At 39.4% G+C, this 23,378-nt stretch carries 22 protein-coding genes; 1 reads left to right on the forward strand and 21 read right to left on the reverse strand.

Features of this window, described 5'->3' with window-relative positions; all coding sequences use genetic code 11:
• Nucleotides 1-24: 24 nt before the first annotated feature.
• From BO15_RS0110990 to BO15_RS0111000, 3 genes are all read right to left on the reverse strand, one after another.
• Complete coding sequence (locus tag BO15_RS0110990) at nucleotides 25-1,164, reverse strand: CobW family GTP-binding protein (protein WP_033154355.1); 1,140 nt, start codon at nucleotides 1,162-1,164, stop codon at nucleotides 25-27.
• Between the two features lie 175 nt (nucleotides 1,165-1,339).
• Entirely contained in the window at nucleotides 1,340-2,173 is an 834-nt protein-coding gene (locus tag BO15_RS0110995; protein WP_033154864.1) for a PRD domain-containing protein, read from the reverse strand.
• Between the two features lie 18 nt (nucleotides 2,174-2,191).
• Nucleotides 2,192-4,312 carry a PTS transporter subunit IIABC gene (locus BO15_RS0111000; RefSeq protein WP_033154356.1) on the reverse strand — a complete coding sequence of 707 codons (2,121 nt, stop codon included), beginning with the start codon at nucleotides 4,310-4,312 and terminating at the stop codon, nucleotides 2,192-2,194.
• A 318-nt stretch (nucleotides 4,313-4,630) separates the two neighbouring features.
• On the opposite strand from BO15_RS0111000, the gene BO15_RS0111005 reads away from it, so the two are divergent.
• Nucleotides 4,631-5,539: a TIGR01212 family radical SAM protein gene (locus BO15_RS0111005; RefSeq protein WP_033154357.1), complete on the forward strand. Its 909-nt coding sequence runs from the start codon at nucleotides 4,631-4,633 to the stop codon at nucleotides 5,537-5,539.
• On the opposite strand, the gene BO15_RS0111010 is transcribed toward BO15_RS0111005, so the two are convergent.
• Genes BO15_RS0111010 through BO15_RS0111095 form a run of 18 tightly spaced genes read right to left on the reverse strand, consistent with a single transcriptional unit; the run spans nucleotide 5,536 to nucleotide 23,375 of the window.
• Nucleotides 5,536-6,576 (reverse strand): pyridoxal phosphate-dependent aminotransferase, encoded by a 1,041-nt coding sequence (locus tag BO15_RS0111010; protein WP_033154358.1) that lies wholly within the window; start codon nucleotides 6,574-6,576, stop codon nucleotides 5,536-5,538. The two genes, BO15_RS0111005 and BO15_RS0111010, sit on opposite strands and share 4 nt — an antisense overlap.
• Before the next feature lie 12 nt (nucleotides 6,577-6,588).
• Nucleotides 6,589-7,551 carry an adenosylcobinamide-phosphate synthase CbiB gene (cbiB, locus tag BO15_RS0111015; RefSeq protein ID WP_033154359.1) on the reverse strand — a complete coding sequence of 321 codons (963 nt, stop codon included), beginning with the start codon at nucleotides 7,549-7,551 and terminating at the stop codon, nucleotides 6,589-6,591.
• The gene (locus BO15_RS0111020; RefSeq protein WP_033154360.1) at nucleotides 7,493-8,071 is read right to left on the reverse strand and encodes a histidine phosphatase family protein; all 579 of its coding nucleotides are present in this window, start codon (nucleotides 8,069-8,071) and stop codon (nucleotides 7,493-7,495) included. The genes cbiB and BO15_RS0111020 overlap by 59 nt, the downstream gene beginning before the upstream one ends.
• Nucleotides 8,068-8,400, reverse strand: a complete 333-nt coding sequence (locus tag BO15_RS0111025) for a bifunctional adenosylcobinamide kinase/adenosylcobinamide-phosphate guanylyltransferase (protein ID WP_033154361.1) — start codon at nucleotides 8,398-8,400, stop codon at nucleotides 8,068-8,070. The genes BO15_RS0111020 and BO15_RS0111025 overlap by 4 nt, the downstream gene beginning before the upstream one ends.
• A gap of 4 nt (nucleotides 8,401-8,404) precedes the next feature.
• The gene (locus BO15_RS0111030; RefSeq protein ID WP_033154362.1) at nucleotides 8,405-9,166 is read right to left on the reverse strand and encodes an adenosylcobinamide-GDP ribazoletransferase; all 762 of its coding nucleotides are present in this window, start codon (nucleotides 9,164-9,166) and stop codon (nucleotides 8,405-8,407) included.
• Nucleotides 9,163-9,723, reverse strand: a complete 561-nt coding sequence (locus tag BO15_RS0111035) for a bifunctional adenosylcobinamide kinase/adenosylcobinamide-phosphate guanylyltransferase (RefSeq protein ID WP_033154363.1) — start codon at nucleotides 9,721-9,723, stop codon at nucleotides 9,163-9,165. Before BO15_RS0111035 ends, BO15_RS0111030 begins: the two co-directional genes overlap by 4 nt.
• Nucleotides 9,720-10,805, reverse strand: a complete 1,086-nt coding sequence (locus BO15_RS0111040) for a nicotinate-nucleotide--dimethylbenzimidazole phosphoribosyltransferase (RefSeq protein WP_052169899.1) — start codon at nucleotides 10,803-10,805, stop codon at nucleotides 9,720-9,722. The genes BO15_RS0111035 and BO15_RS0111040 overlap by 4 nt, the downstream gene beginning before the upstream one ends.
• The gene (locus BO15_RS0111045) at nucleotides 10,792-12,141 is read right to left on the reverse strand and encodes a cobyrinate a,c-diamide synthase (RefSeq protein ID WP_033154364.1); all 1,350 of its coding nucleotides are present in this window, start codon (nucleotides 12,139-12,141) and stop codon (nucleotides 10,792-10,794) included. The genes BO15_RS0111040 and BO15_RS0111045 overlap by 14 nt, the downstream gene beginning before the upstream one ends.
• A 14-nt stretch (nucleotides 12,142-12,155) precedes the next feature.
• On the reverse strand, nucleotides 12,156-14,198 hold the full coding sequence (locus BO15_RS0111050) for a bifunctional cobalt-precorrin-7 (C(5))-methyltransferase/cobalt-precorrin-6B (C(15))-methyltransferase (protein WP_033154365.1): 2,043 nt from the start codon (nucleotides 14,196-14,198) through the stop codon (nucleotides 12,156-12,158).
• On the reverse strand, nucleotides 14,198-14,947 hold the full coding sequence (cobJ, locus tag BO15_RS0111055; protein WP_033154366.1) for a precorrin-3B C(17)-methyltransferase: 750 nt from the start codon (nucleotides 14,945-14,947) through the stop codon (nucleotides 14,198-14,200). Before cobJ ends, BO15_RS0111050 begins: the two co-directional genes overlap by 1 nt.
• A 12-nt stretch (nucleotides 14,948-14,959) precedes the next feature.
• Nucleotides 14,960-15,961, reverse strand: coding sequence for a cobalt-precorrin 5A hydrolase (locus tag BO15_RS0111060; RefSeq protein ID WP_052169900.1), 1,002 nt, complete (start codon nucleotides 15,959-15,961; stop codon nucleotides 14,960-14,962).
• 1 nt (nucleotide 15,962) lies between these two features.
• Nucleotides 15,963-16,721, reverse strand: a complete 759-nt coding sequence (gene cobM, locus BO15_RS0111065) for a precorrin-4 C(11)-methyltransferase (protein WP_033154367.1) — start codon at nucleotides 16,719-16,721, stop codon at nucleotides 15,963-15,965.
• Nucleotides 16,718-17,836: a cobalt-precorrin-5B (C(1))-methyltransferase CbiD gene (gene cbiD / locus BO15_RS0111070; protein WP_033154368.1), complete on the reverse strand. Its 1,119-nt coding sequence runs from the start codon at nucleotides 17,834-17,836 to the stop codon at nucleotides 16,718-16,720. The genes cobM and cbiD overlap by 4 nt, the downstream gene beginning before the upstream one ends.
• A 16-nt stretch (nucleotides 17,837-17,852) precedes the next feature.
• Nucleotides 17,853-18,485 (reverse strand): precorrin-8X methylmutase, encoded by a 633-nt coding sequence (locus tag BO15_RS0111075; protein ID WP_033154369.1) that lies wholly within the window; start codon nucleotides 18,483-18,485, stop codon nucleotides 17,853-17,855.
• Between the two features lie 13 nt (nucleotides 18,486-18,498).
• Nucleotides 18,499-20,040, reverse strand: coding sequence for a cobyric acid synthase (locus tag BO15_RS0111080; protein WP_033154370.1), 1,542 nt, complete (start codon nucleotides 20,038-20,040; stop codon nucleotides 18,499-18,501).
• Nucleotides 20,028-20,831 carry an ABC transporter ATP-binding protein gene (locus BO15_RS0111085; RefSeq protein ID WP_052169901.1) on the reverse strand — a complete coding sequence of 268 codons (804 nt, stop codon included), beginning with the start codon at nucleotides 20,829-20,831 and terminating at the stop codon, nucleotides 20,028-20,030. Before BO15_RS0111085 ends, BO15_RS0111080 begins: the two co-directional genes overlap by 13 nt.
• Entirely contained in the window at nucleotides 20,824-21,840 is a 1,017-nt protein-coding gene (locus BO15_RS0111090) for a FecCD family ABC transporter permease (protein ID WP_033154371.1), read from the reverse strand. Before BO15_RS0111090 ends, BO15_RS0111085 begins: the two co-directional genes overlap by 8 nt.
• A 2-nt stretch (nucleotides 21,841-21,842) precedes the next feature.
• Nucleotides 21,843-23,375, reverse strand: coding sequence for an ABC transporter substrate-binding protein (locus BO15_RS0111095; protein ID WP_081828650.1), 1,533 nt, complete (start codon nucleotides 23,373-23,375; stop codon nucleotides 21,843-21,845).
• Between the last annotated feature and the right edge of the window lie 3 nt (nucleotides 23,376-23,378).

Genomic DNA, 23,378 nt, shown 5'->3' on the forward strand with positions numbered 1-23,378 from the left:
TAATTAAATCTAACGAACTACTGATTAAAGACCGAAAAGCTCCTCAACCTTGTGCTCATCAATATCTGCACCGATAACAACAAGACGTCCTGTGTAGTCTGGATCGCCAGCTCTAAGCTCGTATTCACCGTCAACGAAGTCGAAGTAAATCCAACCGCCGTTAACATCCTCAACCATACCCTTTGAACGGATGATTGTACCGTAGTCTGTTGTGTCAGCAAATGCCTTCATAGCCTTTTCGATTGTAGACTTTTCGAACTTGTGAGGAGTCTCAATTCCCCATGTATTGAATACTTCATCAGCATGGTGATGATGTTCATGATCGTGGCAACCGCATGTGCAGTTCTCATCATGCTCATGATGATGGTGATGCTCATGCTCTTCGTGATCATGGTCATGATCGTGATGATGCTCGTGCTCCTCGTGGTCATGGTCGTGGTCGTGATGATGCTCATGCTCTTCATGATCATGGTCGTGGTCGTGATCGTGATGATGCTCGTGCTCATGCTCTTCCTCTTCATGCTCGTGAGCTTCCTCTGCAAGATGCTTCATCTCTGAAGCAAGGTTGTCCTGTCCTTCCATAACTGAAAGAAGCTTTTCTCCTGAGATTTCATCCCATGGAGTTGTAATAATAGCAGCCTTTGGATTAAGCTTCTGAATCTGCTTTACACAGAACTCAAGCTGATCTTCTGTAGCTGTCTGTGAACGTGAAAGTACAACTGTTGTGGCGAACTCGATCTGGTTGTTGAAGAACTCACCAAAAGCCTTCATCTGCTTTGAAGCCTTGAGTGCATTAACAACTGTAACAAGACCTGTAAGCTTAACATCTGCTGTATCCTCAAGCTTGATAACAGATGTCATAACATCTGAAAGCTTACCTACGCCTGATGGCTCGATAAGGATTCTGTCTGGAGAGAACTTCTCAAGAACCTCGTGTAAGTTCTTATCAAAGTCACCAACCAGTGAACAGCAAATACATCCAGAGTTCATCTCTGAAATAGTGATACCAGCATCCTTAAGGAAGCCGCCATCGATACCTACCTCACCAAACTCATTTTCAATAAGAACTACTTTCTCACCCTTGTATGCTTCTTCAAGCATTTTCTTGATGTAAGTAGTCTTTCCTGCACCTAAAAATCCTGAAATTATATCAATCTTTGTCATATTAAAAACCTCTCTTTTCCAAAGAATATATTATAAACCCACTAACGAAATATGATAGCACAGAATTGTGAAAAGTTCTATAGTTATCATTGTATTAATTGTGTACAATTATTTATATATTCTTTGGAAAATGGATACAAAAAAAGGTTGCCTATTACTAGGCAACCTAAAGTATCTAGTTCATTTCATCAAGAGCGACTCTTTCGATATGCATCGCTAAGTACCCGATTTCCGCCTGGTGAATTTCTTTTCCCAAGCTCTTTCCTAGCTCTTTACATATCTTCTGAGACATCTTAAATGAATTAGCAGCAGAGGCGTTGATATAATCGTTCATATCAAGTTTAATCACCTCGCCATTCATAGTTCGGGCAATCATGTATCTTATATGATTCAACAACCTATTATAGGACAATGAAGTTGTGTCTATCTTTTTTCCCGTTTCCTTCTCTACCATGGTGACACATTCTCGGACAGCCTCAGCCATTTGCATAGCAGACGAAACTGCCTGATCCATAATAGATGAATGTATATGCAAAGCTATATATCCGATTTCGTCGTCGGTAAGCTCTACGTCAAGACGCTCCTTCAAAAGACCTTTAGCGTTTTCTGCCACTTTATATTCAGCGTGGAACAAAACTCTAATGTCGTCCGTTAAGGGGTTTCTAAGTTGCTCATTGTTTTTGCTACGTTTAACGGCAAATTCAATGTGGTCAGCCAAAGGCAACATAACGTCTCTGTCGATTGTCTTAAATGCTGCCTCCGCTCTGTCCAGAATCTCATTTGCGATTTCAAGATATACAGGGTCAATACTAGTTGCTAATTCCTTTTTTCCACCACGTTCGGTAGATTCTTTTAAGGAATAAACCTTATGTTCTTCTGATACTTCTATCGTTTCACTAACATGCTTGCCGAAGCCAATTCCCTTGCCCATAATAAGGTACTCTTGGGTCGTATTATCCAAGATGCCAATCAGCGCATTGTGATTTAGAACTTTTTCAACTCTATACATCTGATCTCCTAAATACATTTACTCATAAAAGTCTACTGCGAGTAAATCCTCTCCTGCTTTAATTGAACCATCGCCGATACGACGAAGCTTCTGATTACTCTTAAGCTCTGTGCAAAGAACTGGAGTAGCGATTGAAGGTGCATTCTTTGAGATGAAATCTAAATCAGCTTCCATCAATACATCACCCTTCTTAACCTGCTGTCCAGCCTTAACAAGTACGTTAAAGCCTTCGCCCTTAAGCTTAACTGTATCAATACCAAAGTGAAGTAGCATAGCTACATCATCATCTGTCTTGAATCCGATTGCGTGATTTGTATCGAATACGAATACAACTGTACCATCAGCTGGAGCGTAAACCTTTCCATCTGCTGGTGTGATAACAGCGCCATCACCCATCATCTTCTGCGCAAAAACCTCATCTGGAGTCTCTGATAAATCAGCTGCTGTACCAGTAAGTGGACTGCCAAGAACTACTGTCTTAACAAGCTTTCCTGTTGGCTCAGCTGTCTCTTCTGCCTTAGCCTCTTCAGCTACTGCCTCGTTAGCCCCATTATATTCTTCATTTGGAGCAGTCTCAAGATAATCTTCAAGATTTGACTTGATAACTGTAACGTGTGGTCCATAAATAATCTGAACGCCGTTACCCTTGTGAACTACACCTGAAGCACCTGTGCTCTTAAGTAAAGCATCGTTTACAAGCTCTGGCTTGAAAACTGTACAACGAAGTCTTGTAGCGCAGCAGTCAACATCAGAGATGTTCTTCTTGCCGCCGAGACCATTTGTGATCTTTGCAGAAGTCTCGTCAGAAACTGACTCTTTCTTTGCATTGTAATCACTACGTCTGTAAAGCTTAACTTCCTCTTCTGCGTCTCTACCTGGTGTCTTAAGATCAAACTTCTTAATAAGGAAGCTAAATAAGAAATAATATACTACAAAATAACCTACTCCGACAATAGGTACCCAAATCCAGCTTGTTCTAGCATTGCCTGGAAGAATACCGAAAAGTGTTAAGTCGATAAGACCACCTGAGAATGTCATACCAACACCAACACCGCACATATGCATAAGCATGTATGCTGCACCTGCAAATACACAGTGGATACCGTAAAGAGCTGGAGCTACGAATAAGAATGTAAACTCGATTGGCTCAGTGATACCTGTAAGCATAGATGTAAGTGCTGCTGAAAGAAGAAGTCCACCAACTTCCTTTCTCTTCTCTGGAAGAGCTGTACGATACATAGCAAGAGCTGCTCCAGGAAGACCAAAAATCATAAGTGGGAACTTTCCTGACATAAATCTTGTTGCAGATACTGCGAAGTGATCAACTGTAGGATCAGCAAGCTGCGCAAAGAAGATGTTCTGTGCACCTTCAATTACCTGTCCACCAACTTCTAATGTTCCACCAACAGCTGTCTGCCAGAATGGAAGGTAGAATACATGGTGAAGACCAAATGGGATGAGAAGTCTCTCCATGAGACCGTATACCCATGTTCCAAAATAACCTGAATCAAGAACAACAGCGCCTACTGCGTAGATACCCTGCTGTACGAATGGCCATACGAAGAACATTACGATACCAACTAATGTGTATACCAAACCTGAAACGATAGGTACGAATCTTGTACCACCGAAGAATGATAATACCTGTGGAAGCTGAATCTTGTAGTACTTGTTGTGAAGTGAAGCAACACCAAGTCCTACGATCATACCACCGAATACACCCATCTGTAATGAAGTGATACCACAAACTGAAGTTGTTGCACCCTCAAGAAGTGCCTCTGGGCCACCGTGAATTGTAATCATAGCGCCGATTGAAGCATGCATGATAAGGAATGCAATTGCTGCTGCTAAAGCTGCTACTTCCTTCTCCTTCTTTGCCATACCGATTGCAACACCGATAGCAAAGATGATTGGTAAGTTAGCAAATACGATATTACCTGCATCAGACATAACTGTAAGAATAGCGTTTCCAACTGTTCCAGGGCCTAATGCCTTTGTAAGGTGGTAAGTCTCAAGCATTGTCTCGTTTGTGAATGAACCACCGATTCCAAGTAACAAACCTGCTACTGGAAGGATTGCGATTGGCAACATGAATGATCTACCAACACGCTGCAATACTGCAAAAATTTTGTCTTTCATTTAAAGTACTCCTTTTCACTATACATTTTCCCGTATCTATGTGAATGAGCCTTTTAATGAATCTCAAATTACCAATTTGGCAACATTTGAGGATTTATGGGCATAGAAAAAGGCACGAACCCACATAAATACAATAAGTTTATGCATAGTTCGTGCCTTGATTGGTTACAAGTTACACACTACAAGACAGTAAGATAGCATGCAATTGATTCGCTGTCAATAGTTTCGTAAAAGTTTCGTAAACGTTTAAGTTATTATTTTTTCGACCATTATTTAGTTTGTGTTGAAAGATTTTACTTAACTTTATAAAATCAGTGTATGGAATATACAAGTTTATCTGATTATCTAAAGGAAAAATACAATACAAAGGTCTACAAGCTGTCACTTTCATCTGGCTGCTCCTGCCCTAACAGAGACGGAAAATTAAGCACCGGTGGATGTATCTTCTGTTCCGAAGGAGGCTCTGGTGATTTTGCCAGCTCCTATAATACAGACATAGAGCAACAGATTATCCAAGCCAAATCCAGGGTAGATCAAAAAATATCAAATAAAATCCCAGAATCAGAGCGAAAATATATAGCTTATTTTCAATCCTTCACTAATACTTATGGTGATGAAAAACGCTTAATGAAGCTTTTTGAAGAAACAATCAGCTTTCAATATATCGTTGGCATATCTATTGGAACTCGTCCCGACTGTCTTTCTGATGAAATGATAGCCTTTTTAGGTAAGCTGAATCAGAAAAAGGAAGTTTGGGTAGAGCTTGGACTGCAAACAATCCATGAAGAAACAGCCCGCTTCATTAACAGAGGCTATGAATTGAGTGTATTTGAAGATGCATACAAACGACTTACTGATGCAGGGCTTAAAGTTGTAGTCCATGTGATTTTGGGGCTTCCAGGAGAATCCACTGCTGACATGATTGAATCTGTAAAATACTTAGGCCAGCTCTCTCCCACTTTATTTGGAATAAAGCTACAGCTTCTTCATATTTTGACTGGAACAAAGCTTGCTGATATCTATGAGGAAAACCCTTTTCATGTTTTATCACTGGAGGAATACTGCCAGGTTGTAGGTGAATGTCTCAAGGTTCTTCCAAAGGAAACAGTTATTCACAGACTCACTGGAGATGGACCAAAAAAGCTCCTTATCGCACCCCTTTGGAGTGGCAATAAGAAGCTTGTAATGAACACTATGAGAAAATACATTAAGGAACTGGATAGTTAACCCTTAACGATACTTTCTATTGCTGAAAGCAGCCCTTCGTTTTCGTTGTGCTGCTTTATAGCAACTCTGTAAAAGCCCTTAGTAAGTCCCTTAAAATCAGAGCAATCTCTAATCAAAATATTGAATTCTAAAAGCTTTTCTTTTAAATCTGATATATCACACTTGAATAGAATGTAATTGGAATCTGATGGATAAACCTTAAATCCTAAATCTTTTAATTCAGAAGATAAGTACGTTCTTTCATCATTAATTATTCTAACTGATTCTGAAATGTAATCCTGATGCTTCAAACACTCGGCCCCAGCCATTTGAGCGAATATAGATAAATTCCACTCAGGCAAATGCATCTTAATAGCATCAGCTAATGATTGTCTGCAAATTGCATATCCTATTCTTACACCTGGGATAGCAAAGGTTTTTGTGAAGGCTCTAAGCACAATAACATTTTTATAATTCCGTATATTGTAAGCCAATGACAATTCCTTTTCTTTTCCTGTAAGTGTTAAGAAACATTCATCCACTACAACTACTGTCCCCTGCTTTTCACATAGGGAAATGATTTCATCCAGCAATGTCTTTTCTATAAGCAAGCCATTAGGATTATTCGGTGTGGTCAGAAATAGGATGTTTGGCTTTTCATCCTTGATTTTATCTAGTAAATCTTCCTTTAATGCAAAATCATCCTCTTCTCTGAGGTAATGATAAATAATATTACAATCCGGTGCTGCTCCTGTAATGCAATGTTCGTATCCTGAAAAGCTAGGTGCTAAAAGCATAGCCTTTTTAGGTGTAAATGTATGGCATATGGCCATTATCAATTCGGATGCACCATTTCCAAAAACAACTTCGGTTTCTAATAAATCAAATATGGCAGCTGTATCTTTTGCCAATTGCTCGTGATAAATATCAGGGTATTTATTAGCATGTAATGCCGCTTCAGTTAATACCCATTGCACCTCCGAAGGAACTCCAAGAGGGTTTATATTAACTGAAAAGTCGAAGTGTATGTTGTTTCTGTAGATGTCTCCTCCATGCATGTCAAAATCTCCTTACAACAATAAAACTAAAATAAAAACAAATAATAATTCGCAAACCACCGATGTAGCAAGCATCAGCTTATTCGCTCTTTTAATATCTTCAAGCTCTACAGCTCTAAGTCCATCTCCAATAAATGGCTTCTCTACAATTTTACCAAAATAGCTTGCTGGGCCAGCCAGCTTAATTCCAAGCGCTCCAGCGCAAGCACTTTCTGTTTGTGCGGAATTTGGACTGGCATGATTGTATCTATCCCTTTTGAAAATCCTAAATGCATTTGACATGCTATAGCCTGGCCCCAAAAACAGGCAGGATAAAATCATCAAAAGTGCACTGATTCTAGCAGGAATATAATTTACAATGTCATCCAGCTTTGCGGCGTATTTCCCAAAGTCGCAGAATCTGTCATTTTTGTAACCTATCATGGAATCCATGGTGTTGATAGCTTTGTAAGCCATACCCAAAACAGGTCCACCAATAGCTAAATAAACCATCGGAGCAATCACACCATCTGATGTGTTCTCTGCCACGGTTTCCACTGCAGCCTTTGTCACACCAGTTTCATCCAAAGAAGCTGTGTCTCGTCCGACTATCATAGACACTGCCTCTCTTCCAGCTTCAAGCCCTCTCTCCTTTAAAGCATAATATACTTTCATACTTTCAGTATAGAGGCTCTTGGAAGCAAGACACTGATAGCTCATTACAGATTCTATTATAATTCCAAAATATGAATTAATCGTGTAAGATACTACTAAAATAGAGCCTGATATCACTATCGTAGCTAGAATTACAAGAATAACCAGAATTAAACCATTTCTATTTTTCTTTTTAGATGTGTACTCCTGTTTTAGGAGTTTGTTTGTCAGATAATCAATCAGCTTTCCTATCCATCTTACAGGATGTGGTAAGCAGTATGGATCACCTATTAAAAGATCTAGTACAAAGCCCACTATAAAGGCCGTCATGTGATAAATCAAATGTGTATCCCTCGCCGTTTTCTACGTGATATGAATAATAATCTCCCCCAAATATATTGCTTAAAATGGCCATGATTGTGCCACCGTGAACAACAACCGAAATGTTTTCATAATCTAGGCTTTGCGCCAAAAGCTTTTCAAAGCCCTTCATAGCTCTTAATGAAGCCTGGCTTCTGCTTTCTCCGCCAGGAAAAGGAGCTTCTCCATTAGATTCAATCCAGGCCTGATATTCCTTATCTCCTGAAAGTTCCTGATAATTCTTTCCCTCAAATCTACCAAAATCAGTCTCTCTGAATTCAGGAATAACAATAGGTTCCATATCTGGATAAATAATACTTGCTGTTTGCAAGCAGCGAATCATTGGGCTTGAGAAAACAATATCAGCTTTGGGATAAGCTCTTGTTTTTATATCAAGTTCCCCTTCTGAACTAAGGGCCTCATCAGTGGCCCCCACATATCTCTTCTCACGATTTCCTGATGTACGGCCATGCCTTATAAGAGTAATTGTTCTATCCATCATTTAATCCTTTGACCAATACCAAGCACTACCCTGTGGACTTCCTCGGCTTCCTTTGCAAGCTCGATTAGAATGCGTCCGGAAACCTCGCGCCATTCATTATCCTTTTCATCCATTGGAACAACGCCGTTTCCCAGTTCATCTGCTATAAGAACCCAGTCGCCTTCTGAAATAGCTTCATGGATTTCTTTTAAAATAGCTTCCTGCCCCATGCCTTCATCCATTCTTTTTTTAATAAAAAGATGAAGCTGATTGAAGAATTTATAACCAGCAAAATTAGATGTAGCATATTCTGTTTTTCCCTGATAGCTTCCGCCTACTATTAAAACCATATAATCACCAATTAATACTTGTTAATCCAAGAACAACAGCTATTAACACTTCTGCATTTACAACAAACCATCCCATAACATCTCCGGTTATGCCGCCTAACAACCTTTTTGCTTTTCTCATATCTATGATTGCTACTTCAATTCCCATTATTGCCATAAAAATGCCATATAAAGGATTTAAATATATGCTAAACAAAATAACTAATATAAGCTGGATAAGTAATGCTACAAAAACAACCTTATCACTTGCAGTTTTAGCTTCTGTGTGTAGCAATCCATCTTCCTTTGCCTTTTTGCAACGAACAACACAGATACCACTTAACGCTCTTGAAACAAAAAAGCTAAAGCACCAGATTGTAAATACTTGTTTTGACATCAATAAAACCATTGCAAAAAAAAGTATCCCTACCGTAATTACGTTAATTACAGAAAAAGCTCCAATATGTGGGTCTTTTAAAATTTCTAAGCGTTTCTCCCTGGTTTGCCATGAACTCATAGCATCTTCCATGTCCATAAATCCATCCAAATGAAATCCACCAGTTACTCCCAAAGGAATGGCGATTGCAAGCAACGCCATCACAAGGCTTGGAATCTGATATGTCTCATAGAAAATATATAGTAAATATTCAAGTCCACCAATTACGGCTCCTACCCAAGGGAAAAATATCAAATGATATTTCATATCCTCTGATTCCCAATTAAACTTTGGCATTGGTATTCTCGAATACATGGAAAAAGCCACAATAAATGCTTTTATAATTTTCATAATTTTATTCCTATTCCTACAACTACTTCGTATACTTCTTCTGCAACTGCAGCAAGCTTTCGATTGATAGCACCTAACGCTCTTAAGTACTCTTTTGTACCAACATCATAGGATATGCCATCTTCAAATACATTGTTTGAAACAATCACAAGGGAAGAAACGCTTTCTTCAAGCTCCTTCACATCCGAAAGTATCTTTGCAACACAATCACCCGCCGAATTAATCTCGCCATCTCTAAACATTTCATTGGCCACCAGATTAGACATACATTCCAGTAGAACTATTTCTCCATCTAAGTCAGCCTTGTTTGTAGAGAAATCTCCCGAGTCAATGTTGTCGATTTCAGATATGGCATTTACGATATCCACATCATGCTCTAAAGTTACAAAGCCTTTGCCTTGCCTGAGATTTCTGTGACGCATGATTCTATCCTTAGCATCATCACTGTGCTTCATGGTCGCAAGGTAATATTTATTTTTATATCCTGTGGAACAAACAAGGTTCTCTGCATATTCAGATTTACCACTACTGCTTCCACCATAAACTAATGTAATCATTTTGCCTCTGAAAAATTTTCGTATTGATCAACTCCGGAATCACCGAATTTAAGTGCATCATGAAAAGCTACATCTGCAAGACGAAGACTTGGCACTACCATCACTGCACCTGCCCCTTCGCCAACTGCCATCTTTGCATCGATGACTGGCTCCAGAGAAAGCTTAGATGCAAGCTTCATTGCAACTGGCTCCTTGCTGATATGAGAAGGGATCATGTAATCCTTTGTGTTATCAAGAAGTCTGTCTGCCACTAGAGCAGAAACCATACTGAGCATACCATCCAAAATAACCGGGATTTTGTAGAGAGCGCCGCCTAAAATCATACCTGTCATTGCAGCCAGCTCCAATCCGCCAAAGTTACTGCAGATTTCTACTGGTGATAATCCACTGTACATTGAAAGTGCCATAGAAACTACTGCACGCTTCTTGCTGAAGGCTTCATCATCAAGACCTGCCCCGCGACCGGTAACAGCCTCTGCATTTAAATCAAGCAAATACCCTGCCATTACAGCAGCCGATGTGGTATTGCCAATTCCCATTTCCCCAACAAGAAGACATGTAAATCCTTGTTCCTTGCTTTCCTTGGCAAGGTCCATACCAACCTGAACAGCACGACAGAATTCTTCCACTGACATTGCTGGTTGCTTTAGGAAATTGCATGTTCCATATTTTACTCGTCTGTTTAATGTGTAGGGAACTTCCTTTGGACTATTTATTCCCACATCAACAGATACAATATCTATACCAAGAGATTTTGCCATTGTGCCAGCAGTTGTAAGCCCTTTGCCAATATTAGTAGCACAGATACGTGTAACATCCTGGCTTGTCTGGCTAACGCCTTCCTCAACAACACCATGATCTCCGCAGAACACAACAAGACGCATATGATATAAATCTGGACTTTCAAAGCCTTGAATTGCAGCAATTTTTGAATGGATATTTTCAAAAGTTCCAAAACTATCAATTGGCTTTGATACTCTGTCCCATTCCTTTTTCATTTTTGCAAAAGCATCTTTGTTGACTGGTTCTAGCTTAATTTTGTTTTCAAGAATGTCGTCAATTAAAAATCTAGTTTCTCCCATAATTTTTCATAGCCTCCACAAAATTTGATACGAACTTAGGATTGGATGGATAGTACATGTGGGCAAATCCCATGTAGCTTCCATTTTTATGATGAATGCATGCCCATGACCTGCTTCCGGTAGGCTTTGTAGCAACGCAATCCTCACCATTATTATCTGTATCATAATAGTGAAATTCATGCCCCTTTATTTCCATACCACTATTATCATTGATTATAACATAGCCAAATCGAACCAGCTTGCCAGTCCAATAAGCCTTCCCCTTTAATGCGCCAACCATTTGAAAGCTTGCGCCTTCCTTATCCAGTATTTCATCTAACAAATACATGAATCCGCCACACTCTGCCAGCGTAGGTATTCCAGACTCCAGTGCTTCTTTAATAGCCGACTTCATTTTAGAATTTGCCGAAAGCTCATCAAGATAGTTTTCCGGATATCCGCCTCCTAGCAACAAGCCTGATATATTCTCTGGAAGAGACTTATCATTTAAAGGTGAAAACTCTACCAACTCAACACCATTTTTTTGAAGCATTCTGAGATTTTCTCTGTAGTAAAAACAGAAAGCTTCATCTCTAGCTACTGCAAGTCTAATAGGATTCGTATTTACGTTATATTCTATTTTATCTTGGTCACCTGTTTCAACCAGATTACTAGCAGAGCTTGCTATTTTAAAAAGCTCATCCATAGAAATATTTTCCGTCAAAAGGTTAGCCACTTTGTTTTGCTGTTCTTTTAAGTCTGATATTTCTTCTGGAAGAACTAATCCTAAATGCCTACTTGAAACAAGAATCTGACTGTCATTAGGCATCACTCCAAGACATTTGATTCCAAGCTCCTCCTCTATGAGAGGCTTTAGAATATTACCAAAGCTTGGTGATGTTTTATTGAGAATTACTGCCTTTATCAGATTGTATTTATCGTAATCTAAAAATCCCTTTATCTGAGCCAGCACGGACCTGCCTGCTCCTCTGGCATCAACCACAAGAATAATTGGACATTCCAGGGCATGAGCCACATCATAGCTAGAGCCCATTTCCTGTATGCCACCAACTCCATCGAATAACCCCATCACTCCTTCAATAACAGCGATGTCGCCTTCGGCCTCCTCAGCAAAAATAGAGACCGTCTTTTGCTTATCCGTAAAGAAGGTGTCTAAATTGCCAGCCGAAATGCCAAGTACCTGCCTGTGATACATAGGATCAATGTAGTCAGGACCGCACTTAAATGAGCAGGGATTCTTCCCTGCATTTTTCAGAGCTTGTAGCATTCCACATGTAATTGTAGTTTTGCCGGAGCCGCTATTTGGCGCAGCAATCATAATTCTTGGAATTGTCATTTTGTCTCCAATATCTATAGTGTAAATGTAGCAATGTAAACAGGATTCTGTCCCTGTAATATGTTGTAGTCTCCTGCTTTTTTAGCTTTGCTTACAGCAATCTGCACTACATCAACATCATTAAAATTATATTTCTTAATCACAGAATTAATCTCTGCGATAGTTTCGATTGTAACGGAATTGATGACTACCTTAATTGGCTTTTCGTACTTCATCAGTACGTGCAAAATATCCTCAAGTCTACCTCCACTTCCTCCAATAAAAACATGAGTTGGAGCAGGCAAATCCTGAAGTGAATCTGGTGCGATACCAGAAATCAAATGAACATTTTTCAAACCAAACTTATCAATATTCTTTTGAATAAGCTGGCATGCCTCTGGCTTGAATTCTACTGCATAGACCTGTACCGATGAATCCAGCAATCCCATTTCAACAGCAACAGAACCGCTGCCACTTCCAATGTCGTAGCAAACGGCATTTTTTGTAATCTGCAATTTACAAATGGAAAGTGCTCTAATCTCTTCCTTGGACATAGGAACTTTATCTCTATCAAAAGCTAAATCCGAAAGTCCTGGAGTAAGAACCTTCGCTTCCGGTTTGGTATTTTTAATAAATACTGTGGAAAGTCCGTCTTCATTGAAGTTGCCACACTTGTCGATTGAAAGTCTTTGAACCTTTTCATCAGCATATAGATTCGTTCCAACAAGTATTGAAAATCTTGGGGTTCCAGCTGTATCAAGATTCTTTAGGATTTCACCTATTGCCCTAACATCCTTACTGCCTGATGTTATAACAAACACTTTTTCATTGTGTTTTATTTGCTCAGTAAGTAAAGGCATCCACAATTGTTCTTCAACACCATGGGTGCTTAGAAGCTTTGCATCCTGCCACGACTCACCAATTCTGGCAGCTAAAGCACTAATTGATGATATTCCTGGAAGAATACTTGCTTTAAGAAGTGGCTCTTTATCAAGTGCTTCCTTTAGCTTTTTAGCGCCGCTGTAAAAGCCTGTGTCTCCTGAAAATAATACAACTGCTTTTTTCGTACCAAACTTTATATCAGTAGCTAGCTCACTTAGCTTTGGTACAATATCTTTTGCCAAATAATAAGGGAATTTCTTGCTATCTGTCTCTATACCTACAAGCATTCTTGGAGCGCCCAAAATATAATCTGCTTCAAGGATAGCCTGTTCTACTTCTGCTGTGATTGAACCAAATCCCATGCCAAAGCCTGCTAAGGTAACATAGATTTTGGTATCAACTCCCTCTAATACGCCATATTCAGTTGCTTCGATTCCAAACAACTGAAGTACTTTATCTCTCGTCTCAAAAAGTGAATACCCTTTCACCTTTTCTTCTGGCCTTCTGATGATGTAGGTAGGAATCTGAGCTTTATTTGCAGCAACAATACGTGCAGCCTCTCCGCTAGCCTTTCCTCCCTCTTTCATTACAAGTACTTTCGCTTCACTTTCACGGAGGAATGAAAGATTCATACCAGCTGAAAATGGTCCCTGCATTGCAATGATCTGACTTCCCTTCAGCCCATTTTCACTGCAGATACGAATACTCTCCTCACTAGGAATCACTCTGGCTATAATGCGTTCTCTTATTGCTTCATTTTTACAAAATACAGCCAGCTCCTTGCTACCTGTTGTTAGAAAAATTTTTCCATTTATTTTTTCTAAGGCATCAGCACATTCTTCTGTGGAATCAAAAAATGTGCAGTTGCTGTAATCTACATTTTCTTCATCCCTAACAACTCTGAAAAAAGGTACATCCTTGTATGCGAAAATCGCCGATTCTATTTCCTGCTTAACAACCTCTGCAAAGGGATGTGTGGCATCTATAATGGCATCTGGATTTACCTCAGAAAACAGCTTTGCCATTTCCTTGAAATCCATTCTTCCGCATCTAACCTGGATGTATTCAGAAGACTCAAGCTGTTGCTTGCCATATTCAGTGGCAACACAATAAACCGAACCAATTTGCTCATGAGCTAATGATTCAGCAAGAATTCTTCCCTCTGTTGTTCCACCAAAAATGATTACCTTTTTCATTAGATTTCATACCCTCTTTTTGTAACTAACTTCCCCTGAATAATTTCACTTTTGCTGTTTCCAACAAACACAGTAGTAAACATATTCACCTGAGCATCCTTAAGCTCATCAAGAGTGCAAACCACAGTCTTTGTGCCATCTCGTCCTATATTTTCAACGAAACCACAGGCTCTGTTTTTATCTGCTCCAGCATCAAGCATAATTTGACATGCCTTTTTTAAATAGTCATGTCGCTTTTTGCTAGAAGGGTTATAAATTGCAATTGCAAAATCTCCCTGAATAGCAGCCCTAAGTCTGCGTTCGATGGTCTCCCATGGTGTAAGTAAATCGCTAAGACTTATTACGCAAAAATCATGATTAATTGGTGCCCCAAGCTGGGCTGCACCAGAAATTGCAGCTGTCACTCCAGGAATAACAGTAATGTCATCTGATGTAATATTCTGAGTCTCATATTCTGGCAAAAGCTCATACATCGGTGCCGCCATACCGTAGACTCCTGCATCTCCGCTGCAAATAAACGCTACTTTCTTTCCTTCTTTGGCATAATCATAGCAGGCCTTACACCTTTCGATTTCCTGCCTCATTGGTGTAGTGAAAAATTCCTTATCTGGAAAATGTTCCTTTACCAAGTCTATATATACTGTATATCCAACAATCACATCAGACATAGCCATAGCCTGATATGCTTCGTATGTCATCATTTCTTTGTAGCCTGGCCCCATGCCAATGATATAAATATGTCCTGTCATTAATCCTCCTGATTAAAACTTTAAGTCTATTGTCTTTCTAGTTGCTGCTGCAAGAGTCATACCATTATCAGCAGTCTTTTCCAGTACCAAGTCTCTGGTTGATAGTCCTGCCCCAAGCACTGCTGCTCTCTCACAAACATTTGAAACCCCAACAGTGTTTTTTACAAATTCTGAATCAGTAAAATCTCCTGCAACTGCTTCAAGTTCTTCTGATGTATAAGTTAAAAACTTTGCTCCAAAAAACTGAGCCAGCTTAATCAATCCGATTTCATTTTCTTTTACATCAATTGTAGCAATACCATATAGATGCTCTCTTAAATATTCGATTGAATACTCACAAGTGACAAAGGTTAGAAGTTCCTTAAAGCTCTTTCCCTTTTTGCATCCCATACCAAGAACCAGTCTTTTAGGTACTAAGGTGAAACCACTAGCTACCTCATCTGAGATAATCACATCAGCCTTTCCCTTTTCTACCATTTCTATTTCTTTAGGAACCTGGCCAACAATAGTGCTATCTATTTTTGACTTAATTGATATCCTTCCACCATTTAAAACCTTTTTAGAGATATCCTTTATTCCATCCTTATTTATTATTTTAAATCCGTTGTTTCTTGCAAATACATCTATCGCAAATACGTTATTAATATCTGTTGCAGTTGTAATAATCAGACCTGCATTAAGTGCTCTTGCCAATGTGTTTGCAATATCGTTTGCTCCACCATAGTGACCTGACAAAATTGGAATTACATTTTTGCCCAGCTCATCAATAACAATTACCGGACTGTCGGAAAGCTTGTTTGTTACAAATGGGGCAATTGTTCTAACAGCAATGCCTGTTGCACATATAAAAATAAGAGGTGTATGGCACTCGAAGGCTTCCTTGGTCCATACCGATAACTCAATATCATCTGGCTTTTCTTCGATAATTAAATCCTTGCATTCAGCCTTAAGCTTATCAAAAACCTTTTTTCCGTTATTGGTAAAATATGTAACCCCTATTATTTTTGCTTTCACCCTAACTCCTTGCTTTTCTAAAGCCAGTTTCGAAATCTGCTGAATACAATTTGGATAACGCATATCCGGATTTAGAAATAACATCCCCTACTAAAACCACTGCCAAATTTTTGATACCGTTTGAATCTGCTGTTTCAGCTAAAGTACCTACGGTACAAATGAATTTCTTTTCATCTGGCCAAGACGCTTTGTACACTATGGCAGCAGGTGTATCACTTGAATATCCCCCATCTATAAGACGCTTTGAAAGCTCATCCATCATTCCACTGCTAAGATATATGGCCATTGATGCTCCATGTGCCGCAAAGCTTTCGATTGATTCCTTTTTAGGAACTGGAGTCTTGCCTTCCATTCTTGTAATAATAAGAGACTGACTGATTTCTGGAAGTGTATATTCAAGATTTAAACTGGCTGCTGCACCAAAGCATGCACTAACACCTGGACAGCTTTCATAGGAAAGCCCCTTTTCATCCAAAACATGCATCTGCTCCTGTACTGCCCCGTAGATGCTTGGCTCTCCAGTGTGAAGTCGAACTACCTTTTTACCTTCCTTTGCAGCCTTTACCATCACATCCATAACTTCATCTAATGTCATAGTGGCACTATTATATATTTGGCAATCCTCACTGGCGTAATCCAGTAGCTGTGGATTAACAAGCGATCCCGCATATACGATAACATCAGCACTCTTTAAAAGGTTCATACCTCTTACAGTAATTAAGTCTGCTGCACCACATCCTGCTCCAACAAAATAAATCATCTAATCTCCTCTAATATAGCTTTGGCCCTTTCTGATTCTGCCAATAAGCCAAACTCATTTGAATATAAAATACATTGGATTTTTATACGACCTTGTGCTCTAAAGTTGAGATAGAACAAAATCTTCTCAAGTACAATATCCATGGTCTCCTTCAAAAGACCTGCATTCTCTATTATGTGTAATGCCTCTTCTGTATTAAAGCAATCTAGTATCTTTATAGCTACTGCTGCATCTGCCCCTGCTCTTATGGCACAGCTGGCAAGAATTTCCATTCGTGAATCAGCCTCATGGGAATGGGTATTCATTATTCCCCCTGCAACCTTTACAAGCTTACCTATGTGTCCTGTAATAAGCATTGTTTCAAATCCCAGGTCACAAACCATATCCACAGTCTCACCTATAAAATTGGAACACTTTACACTTTTATCAAGATCGTATCCGTAATTATCGGCCATAAACTTTAGACCATAGTTGCCTGGGGTTATAATGGCATTCCTCATACCAAGGGCCTTCTTTTGATTAAGCTCCACTTTAATAGTGTCTATCAAAGCTTTTGAACTCATAGGCTCTACTATTCCTGTTGTACCAAGTATGGATATTCCTCCAACAATACCAAGCCTTGGGTTAAAGGTCTTGTTTGCCAGTTCTTCCCCTTCTGGCACCGATATGATTATCTTCAAGCATCCATTGAAGTCTAGAAGCTGACATACCTCTGATACTTCTTTTATTATCATTTTCCTTGGGACATGGTTGATTGCTGCATTGCCTACTGGCTGGTCCAGTCCTGGCAAAGTAACTCTTCCTACTCCCTCTCCTCCATCAATCATGATAGAGAGATTAGAATCGGTACTGCTTTCTGTCCCATTATCCTCAATTGAGACTGCTGCAACCACATGACTTCCTGTTGTAACATCTGGATCATCTCCACCATCCTTTACAACACTACAGCTCACATGATTCTCATTCATAGTAATATCTACTATATCTGCATCAAACATTATCTTTGCAGGAGTCTCTATACTGATTTTTTCTTTTTTAGTTCCTGTTAAAAGCATATATGTAGCTGCCTTTGCTGCTGCAGCTGCACAGCTTCCTGTGGTAAAGCCTTTTTTCATTCTTCACCTCAATTTATTATTTATCTATATTATACAGTATGGCATTTACGATAGCCGCCGCTATGTTACTACCACCCTTTCTGCCTTCGTTAATAATGTATGGCACATCTGAATTTAAGAATAGTTCTTTGGCTGCAATCACATTAACGAAGCCTACTGGCACTCCTATTACAAACTCAGGAGTGAATTTACCTTCAGTCATTTGCTCATACAAGGATATTAGCGCCGTTGGTGCATTACCTATAGCAAATATTACCGGTACATTTAAACCGGCAGCTCGTTCCATAGATACAGTGGCTCGGGTAACCTGACGTTCCTTGGCCTCCCTTGCAACATCCTCATCTGCCATAAAGCAATGGACCTGGCCTCCATATTCTGCTAAACGCTTTTTATTAATGCCAGATAAGGCCATATTAGTATCTGTAACTATATGAGCACCATTTCGTATTAGCTCTTTTGCTTTTTCTATTGCACCATCTGAGTAGCGCATTGTATTTGCATAATCAAAGTCTGCACTTGTATGTATCACTCTTTTGGTGATTGGTTCCTGTTCCCTATCTAGGGTGATACCCATATCCTGTAATTCTTTACCGATTATTTCAAAACTACGCTTTTCTATTTCCGTTGGTAAAACGTATTCGATTTCCATATATTTACCTGCTTTACTTAATTAGACTATATATAAAATCCATATCTAGATTATTTCTTACAACATCTGCAAGCTTGTCATACTCGGCTTCCTTTATTGCATTAAAATCATAATCTTGTGCCTGAAGTATAACTCCCTTTCCAGACGCAATGGCCTCTACCAGCCTATATGCCAAATCTCCATTATCGAAGATACCATGTACGTAAGTTCCAAGTATATTTCCGTTCTGTACAAGGATGATATTTCCTTCATCATCTCGTTCCACCAAATCAGGAGACTCAGTCTTAGGAAATGTATCTTCTATAGAATCATAATCTATGTTTGTTATACCATTGTGAATCTCATAGCCTACGAACTCTTCACCTGATAATGATTCATAGATGCCTGTAAGGTCATCAAAGCAATCTTCTGTCTGAGAGCGATGCTTAGATGACTGTAATGTGGTCATTAGAGGAAGCAAGCCTAAGCCTCTGATTGAAGATAATGCAAGTCCATCCTCTGATTCATTCTCCACGCCCTCTGGATCCAATATGGTATTTCCCATCATTTGGAAGCCACCGCATATTCCAACAACCGGACCATTTACAGAGAAACGATTAATTGCAGCTTCCATTCCCGATTCTCTCATCCACTTCATATCAGAAATGGTATTCTTGCTGCCAGGGATAATTACCAAATCTGCTCCTTCTATCTCCCTAGGATTATTCACAAACCTAATCTTTACACCATTAATGCTTTCAAATGGAGCCACATCTGTGAAATTGGATATTCTAGGAAGACGAATAACAGCTATATCAATTAATGACTCTGAGCTACTATCCCATTTATTATCTAGCCTCTCGCTAAGACTATCCTCATCATCTATCATAAGATGAACATATGGAACTGTACCTACTACCGGCACCTTTCCCATATCCTCTATCATAGTGATTCCTGAATCTAGTAAGCTCTTGTCCCCTCTAAACTTATTTATTACAAGGCCCTTTACTCTGGCTCTTTCATCCTCTTCCAAAAGCTCTAGTGTGCCAAGGAGCTGCGCAAATACACCGCCTCTATCTATATCTCCAACAAGTATAACTGGTGCATCCACAAGCTTTGCCATGCCCATATTCACAATATCATCTGATTTCAAATTGATTTCTGCTGGGCTACCTGCCCCTTCTATTACAATAACATCGGCCCACTCTTGAAGCTTGTTGTAGGCAGTCATAATATCTGGCACGAGTTGCTTCTTATATGCAAAGTAGTCTCTGGCACTCATATTGCCAACTACCTCACCATTTACAATGACCTGAGAGCCTACATCATTTGTTGGCTTTAGTAGTATAGGATTCATATATACACTAGGAGCAACCCCAGCGCATTCTGCCTGCATAGCCTGAGCTCTGCCAAGCTCCAGCCCATCAGCCGTAACAAAAGAGTTGAGAGCCATGTTCTGGGATTTAAAAGGCGCTACCTTTAATCCATCCTGTGCAAAGACTCTACATAGTCCTCCTACAAGCAAGCTTTTACCTACATTTGACATAGTCCCCTGGACCATTATTACTTTTGACATATCAACCTCTCAAGAGCATTGGCATACTGCCACAAGCCTTCTGCCATAATCTTTCCCTCGCCTGCTGCCATGTGATACATAACTTCAAGGTTTTCTCCTGTGAGAATTTCCTTCGGCGAACCTATTTTATAAACACTATTATCGTATATACCAATTACTGTATCTGCCACTGCAGGAACAAATTCCAGCTCATGGATGGACATTACCACTGCTTTGTTCTGCTCCTTGGCTAGCCTTCTAATAATAGATAGAATATCCAGCTTAAACTGAATATCCAAAAAGGATGTAGGCTCGTCTAAAATCATAATGTCCGTATCCTGACATATGGCTCTAGCAAGCATTACTCGCTGTCGTTGGCCATCACTGACTTTGGAAAAATCTTCATTTACTATGGTGTCGGCACCAACTAAGTCTATGGCATATGCGATAGCTTCTCTATCTTCATCACTGAGAATTCCCAGTCTGCCTGTATATGGATAGCGACCTGTGGCCACCACATCATAGCAGGTCATAAGCTCTGGATGAATTCGCTCTGTAGTAACCATGGAAACCTTTTTCGCCATAGCTTCCTCGTTAATCTCAGAATCATCTATATCGCAAATGCGAATATTACCATCAAGCTTATTAAGCTGTCTTGTGATTGTTTTTAGTATTGTTGATTTGCCTGCTCCGTTTGCTCCAACTACCGCAATAATCTCCCCAGCCTTTACATCAAAAGAAACCTGCTTTACAACAGGCTGTCCTTTTTTATATCCCACTTCAAGGGCTATAGTACTAAGTTTTTTATCCACGGCTTAGAGCCCTCCTAGCAACCAACATATAAATAACTACTGGAGCAAGAAATACAGCTGTCACTGCACTAATACTTACTTCCGTAGGTGCAAATGCGGTACGAGCTATACAATCGCAAAGTAAAGTAATTATGGCCCCTCCAAAGAAACATGCAGGAATCATAATTATAGGCTTTGCTGTCTTCATTGCTCCTCTCATTATATGAGGCACTGCTATACCAACAAATGAAATTGGTCCGGCAAATGCAGTTACAGTTGCAGATAAAATGCTGGAAAGTAGAATCAATATCACTCTAAGGTGTTTGATGTTAACTCCCATATTTCTAGCATAGGCTTCACCAAGCTGGTACGCCCCAATTGGCTTTGACATTACAAATGAAAGCACAAGAGCTACTGTAACTATAATTACTGAAATAATTACATGCTCCCAGCTTATACCTGAAAAGCTTCCTAATGACCAATTATGAAGATTTACAATATTTGAATCATTTGCAAATGTAATAATAAACTCTGTGACTGCTGAGCAAATATATCCAATCATTACTCCACATACCACTAACAAAGACATATTTCTAACCTTACCGGCCAACATCATTACTATTCCCATAGCAATTAGTGAACCTATGAATGCTGCTACAACCATGATAAATGAGCTTATGTAAACACCCTGCCCTACCAAGACAACCATGCAAATTGCAACGAACAGCTTGGCACCTGATGAAATTCCAAGTACGTATGGACCAGCAATAGGATTTCCAAAGAAAATTTGAAGCAAATATCCAGATACTGAAAGAGCGCCTCCTAGAATTACTGCAGCAATAATTCTAGGAAGTCTTATTGATATGATAATTTTTCCAAACTGAACATCTCCTGGAGAAATCATAGATTTGATAATCTCACTTACGGTAATATCCGCACTGCCAACTCCAAGACTAAAAATAAAGCAAATTAATAATAGTAATGCCATTGAAATAAAAAGGCATGTAAATCTCTTTTTCTCTGAGTTCATAGCTACTCCTTCAGTTTGTAAAAACATTCTCCCGATTTGTAGGAATCTGTAAGTATTAAATGCAGTTCCTCTATAAATTCTGCCACACTTGTGGTCTTTTGGAAATAGCCTTCGCTTAAACAATAAACATTTTTATTCTTCACAGCTTTAAAATCTGCCAAGGATGGTGCAGATGAAACTAAATCCTCCACACTTTCAAGCTCTCCTTCAATAGTGCTGTTATAAATAAGAACATCAGCGTCTACTGCTCCAATATAAAAATCTTCCATTGAAATCTTCATTGTAGATAAGGCGTCTTCTGAATTAGAAAGATTCTCCGGTACATAAGTAGCCCCTGCCATATCTATCATAGAAGAAATATAGTCACCATTTTTTCTAACTGTAATCTGGCCATTGGAATTTACAGAAAAGAATGCAACTGTAAGTCCAGTCTCTTCCATATCCATAACAGCTTTTGTACGGGCAACCTGGGCATCGAATACTTCCGTCGCAGCATCAAGCTTGCCATACAGCACGCCATAAAGCTTAATCCACTCAAGTCTTCCCAATGGTGATGTCTCATAGCTTGAAGTCTCAACCATAACTGGTATTCCAAGGCTTTCAAGCTTTTCCTTCACTTCCGGATTGTGGTATATCATGGTGTTTTCTATAGCAAAATTGCATCCATCTGATACAAGCAGCTCATAATCAGGAGCAGAATACTTTCCTGCATATAAAATATCCCCTGCTTTAATAGCAGACGCAGCTTCTTCTATGTACCAATCCTTTGAATCAGTGCCAGAAAACTTAATGCTATTGAGGCTATCTGTATTAACTATCAAATCCATTACTGATGTGGAAACAAGATATGTTTTATCAATATCAGAAAGAACCTGAATGTTATCCGATAATCCTGTAATCTCAGCTTCAGAATTCTGTAATGGTCTTAGGAAGTACTGATTAACACTTGCCCCTGTAATTGTTATGAATGCATACTCTCCATTGTTATCATCGATATAATAATCAACTGTAAAATCCTTGGCGTAATCAAGATCCAATGATTCTTTATATTTTAGGTTGCCCAAACTATAAGTATCATCTGAATCTGCTTTTGTATCTGTAGATTCTTTGGCTTCGTCGTTCCCATTTTCGCCAGGAGCATACACCGTCAGCTCATACTCTATCTCATGAGGAGTGCTCATAGCAGTAGTGTCACCAATTACAATAAAAGGCTCATCAAACTCCGAAAATGGTATCGTAAATACGGAGTTCTCATCTACCGCTGCCTCATTATCGTATTTAACATCATCAACCACCATGTAATCATAGTGAGAGCTTGACCATACAAGCTTAACAGTCTTTTCCTCTCCCTCCACCACAACTGTGGCTGGCGATTCTACTGTAGCCTTTCCGCTACCACCTGTAAGAGTAACATTACAGCTATACTCACCATCTGTAATCTCATCTGTTGTATTTTCTATTTCGTTACTATTAAAAAAGCTGCAGGCTGTTAAATTAATAGCCAGCGCTGCAGCAAAAATGAATTTCTTTTTCATAAA

It is taken from the genome of Pseudobutyrivibrio ruminis HUN009, assembly GCF_000703005.1.
Taxonomy (GTDB): Bacteria; Bacillota; Clostridia; order Lachnospirales; family Lachnospiraceae; genus Pseudobutyrivibrio; species Pseudobutyrivibrio ruminis_A.

Excerpts from the sequence above, each read along its gene's own strand:
- BO15_RS0111090 (WP_033154371.1), bottom strand. The coding sequence starts at position 21,840 with ATGAACTCAGAGAAAAAGAGATTTACATGCCTTTTTATTTCAATGGCA.
- BO15_RS0110995 (WP_033154864.1), bottom strand. The coding sequence starts at position 2,173 with ATGTATAGAGTTGAAAAAGTTCTAAATCACAATGCGCTGATTGGCATC.
- cobM (WP_033154367.1), bottom strand. The coding sequence starts at position 16,721 with ATGATTTATTTTGTTGGAGCAGGATGTGGTGCAGCAGACTTAATTACT.
- BO15_RS0111010 (WP_033154358.1), bottom strand. The coding sequence starts at position 6,576 with ATGCATGGAGGAGACATCTACAGAAACAACATACACTTCGACTTTTCA.
- BO15_RS0111020 (WP_033154360.1), bottom strand. The coding sequence starts at position 8,071 with ATGATGGATAGAACAATTACTCTTATAAGGCATGGCCGTACATCAGGA.
- cobJ (WP_033154366.1), bottom strand. The coding sequence starts at position 14,947 with ATGACAGGACATATTTATATCATTGGCATGGGGCCAGGCTACAAAGAA.
- BO15_RS0111040 (WP_052169899.1), bottom strand. The coding sequence starts at position 10,805 with ATGGGAGAAACTAGATTTTTAATTGACGACATTCTTGAAAACAAAATT.
- BO15_RS0111050 (WP_033154365.1), bottom strand. The coding sequence starts at position 14,198 with ATGAAAAAGGTAATCATTTTTGGTGGAACAACAGAGGGAAGAATTCTT.
- BO15_RS0111075 (WP_033154369.1), bottom strand. The coding sequence starts at position 18,485 with ATGGAAATCGAATACGTTTTACCAACGGAAATAGAAAAGCGTAGTTTT.
- BO15_RS0111030 (WP_033154362.1), bottom strand. The coding sequence starts at position 9,166 with ATGAAAATTATAAAAGCATTTATTGTGGCTTTTTCCATGTATTCGAGA.
- cbiD (WP_033154368.1), bottom strand. The coding sequence starts at position 17,836 with ATGAAAAAAGGCTTTACCACAGGAAGCTGTGCAGCTGCAGCAGCAAAG.
- BO15_RS0111095 (WP_081828650.1), bottom strand. The coding sequence starts at position 23,375 with ATGAAAAAGAAATTCATTTTTGCTGCAGCGCTGGCTATTAATTTAACA.
- BO15_RS0111045 (WP_033154364.1), bottom strand. The coding sequence starts at position 12,141 with ATGACAATTCCAAGAATTATGATTGCTGCGCCAAATAGCGGCTCCGGC.
- BO15_RS0111005 (WP_033154357.1), top strand. The coding sequence starts at position 4,631 with ATGGAATATACAAGTTTATCTGATTATCTAAAGGAAAAATACAATACA.
- BO15_RS0110990 (WP_033154355.1), bottom strand. The coding sequence starts at position 1,164 with ATGACAAAGATTGATATAATTTCAGGATTTTTAGGTGCAGGAAAGACT.
- BO15_RS0111000 (WP_033154356.1), bottom strand. The coding sequence starts at position 4,312 with ATGAAAGACAAAATTTTTGCAGTATTGCAGCGTGTTGGTAGATCATTC.
- BO15_RS0111080 (WP_033154370.1), bottom strand. The coding sequence starts at position 20,040 with ATGTCAAAAGTAATAATGGTCCAGGGGACTATGTCAAATGTAGGTAAA.
- BO15_RS0111035 (WP_033154363.1), bottom strand. The coding sequence starts at position 9,723 with ATGATTACATTAGTTTATGGTGGAAGCAGTAGTGGTAAATCTGAATAT.
- BO15_RS0111025 (WP_033154361.1), bottom strand. The coding sequence starts at position 8,400 with ATGGTTTTAATAGTAGGCGGAAGCTATCAGGGAAAAACAGAATATGCT.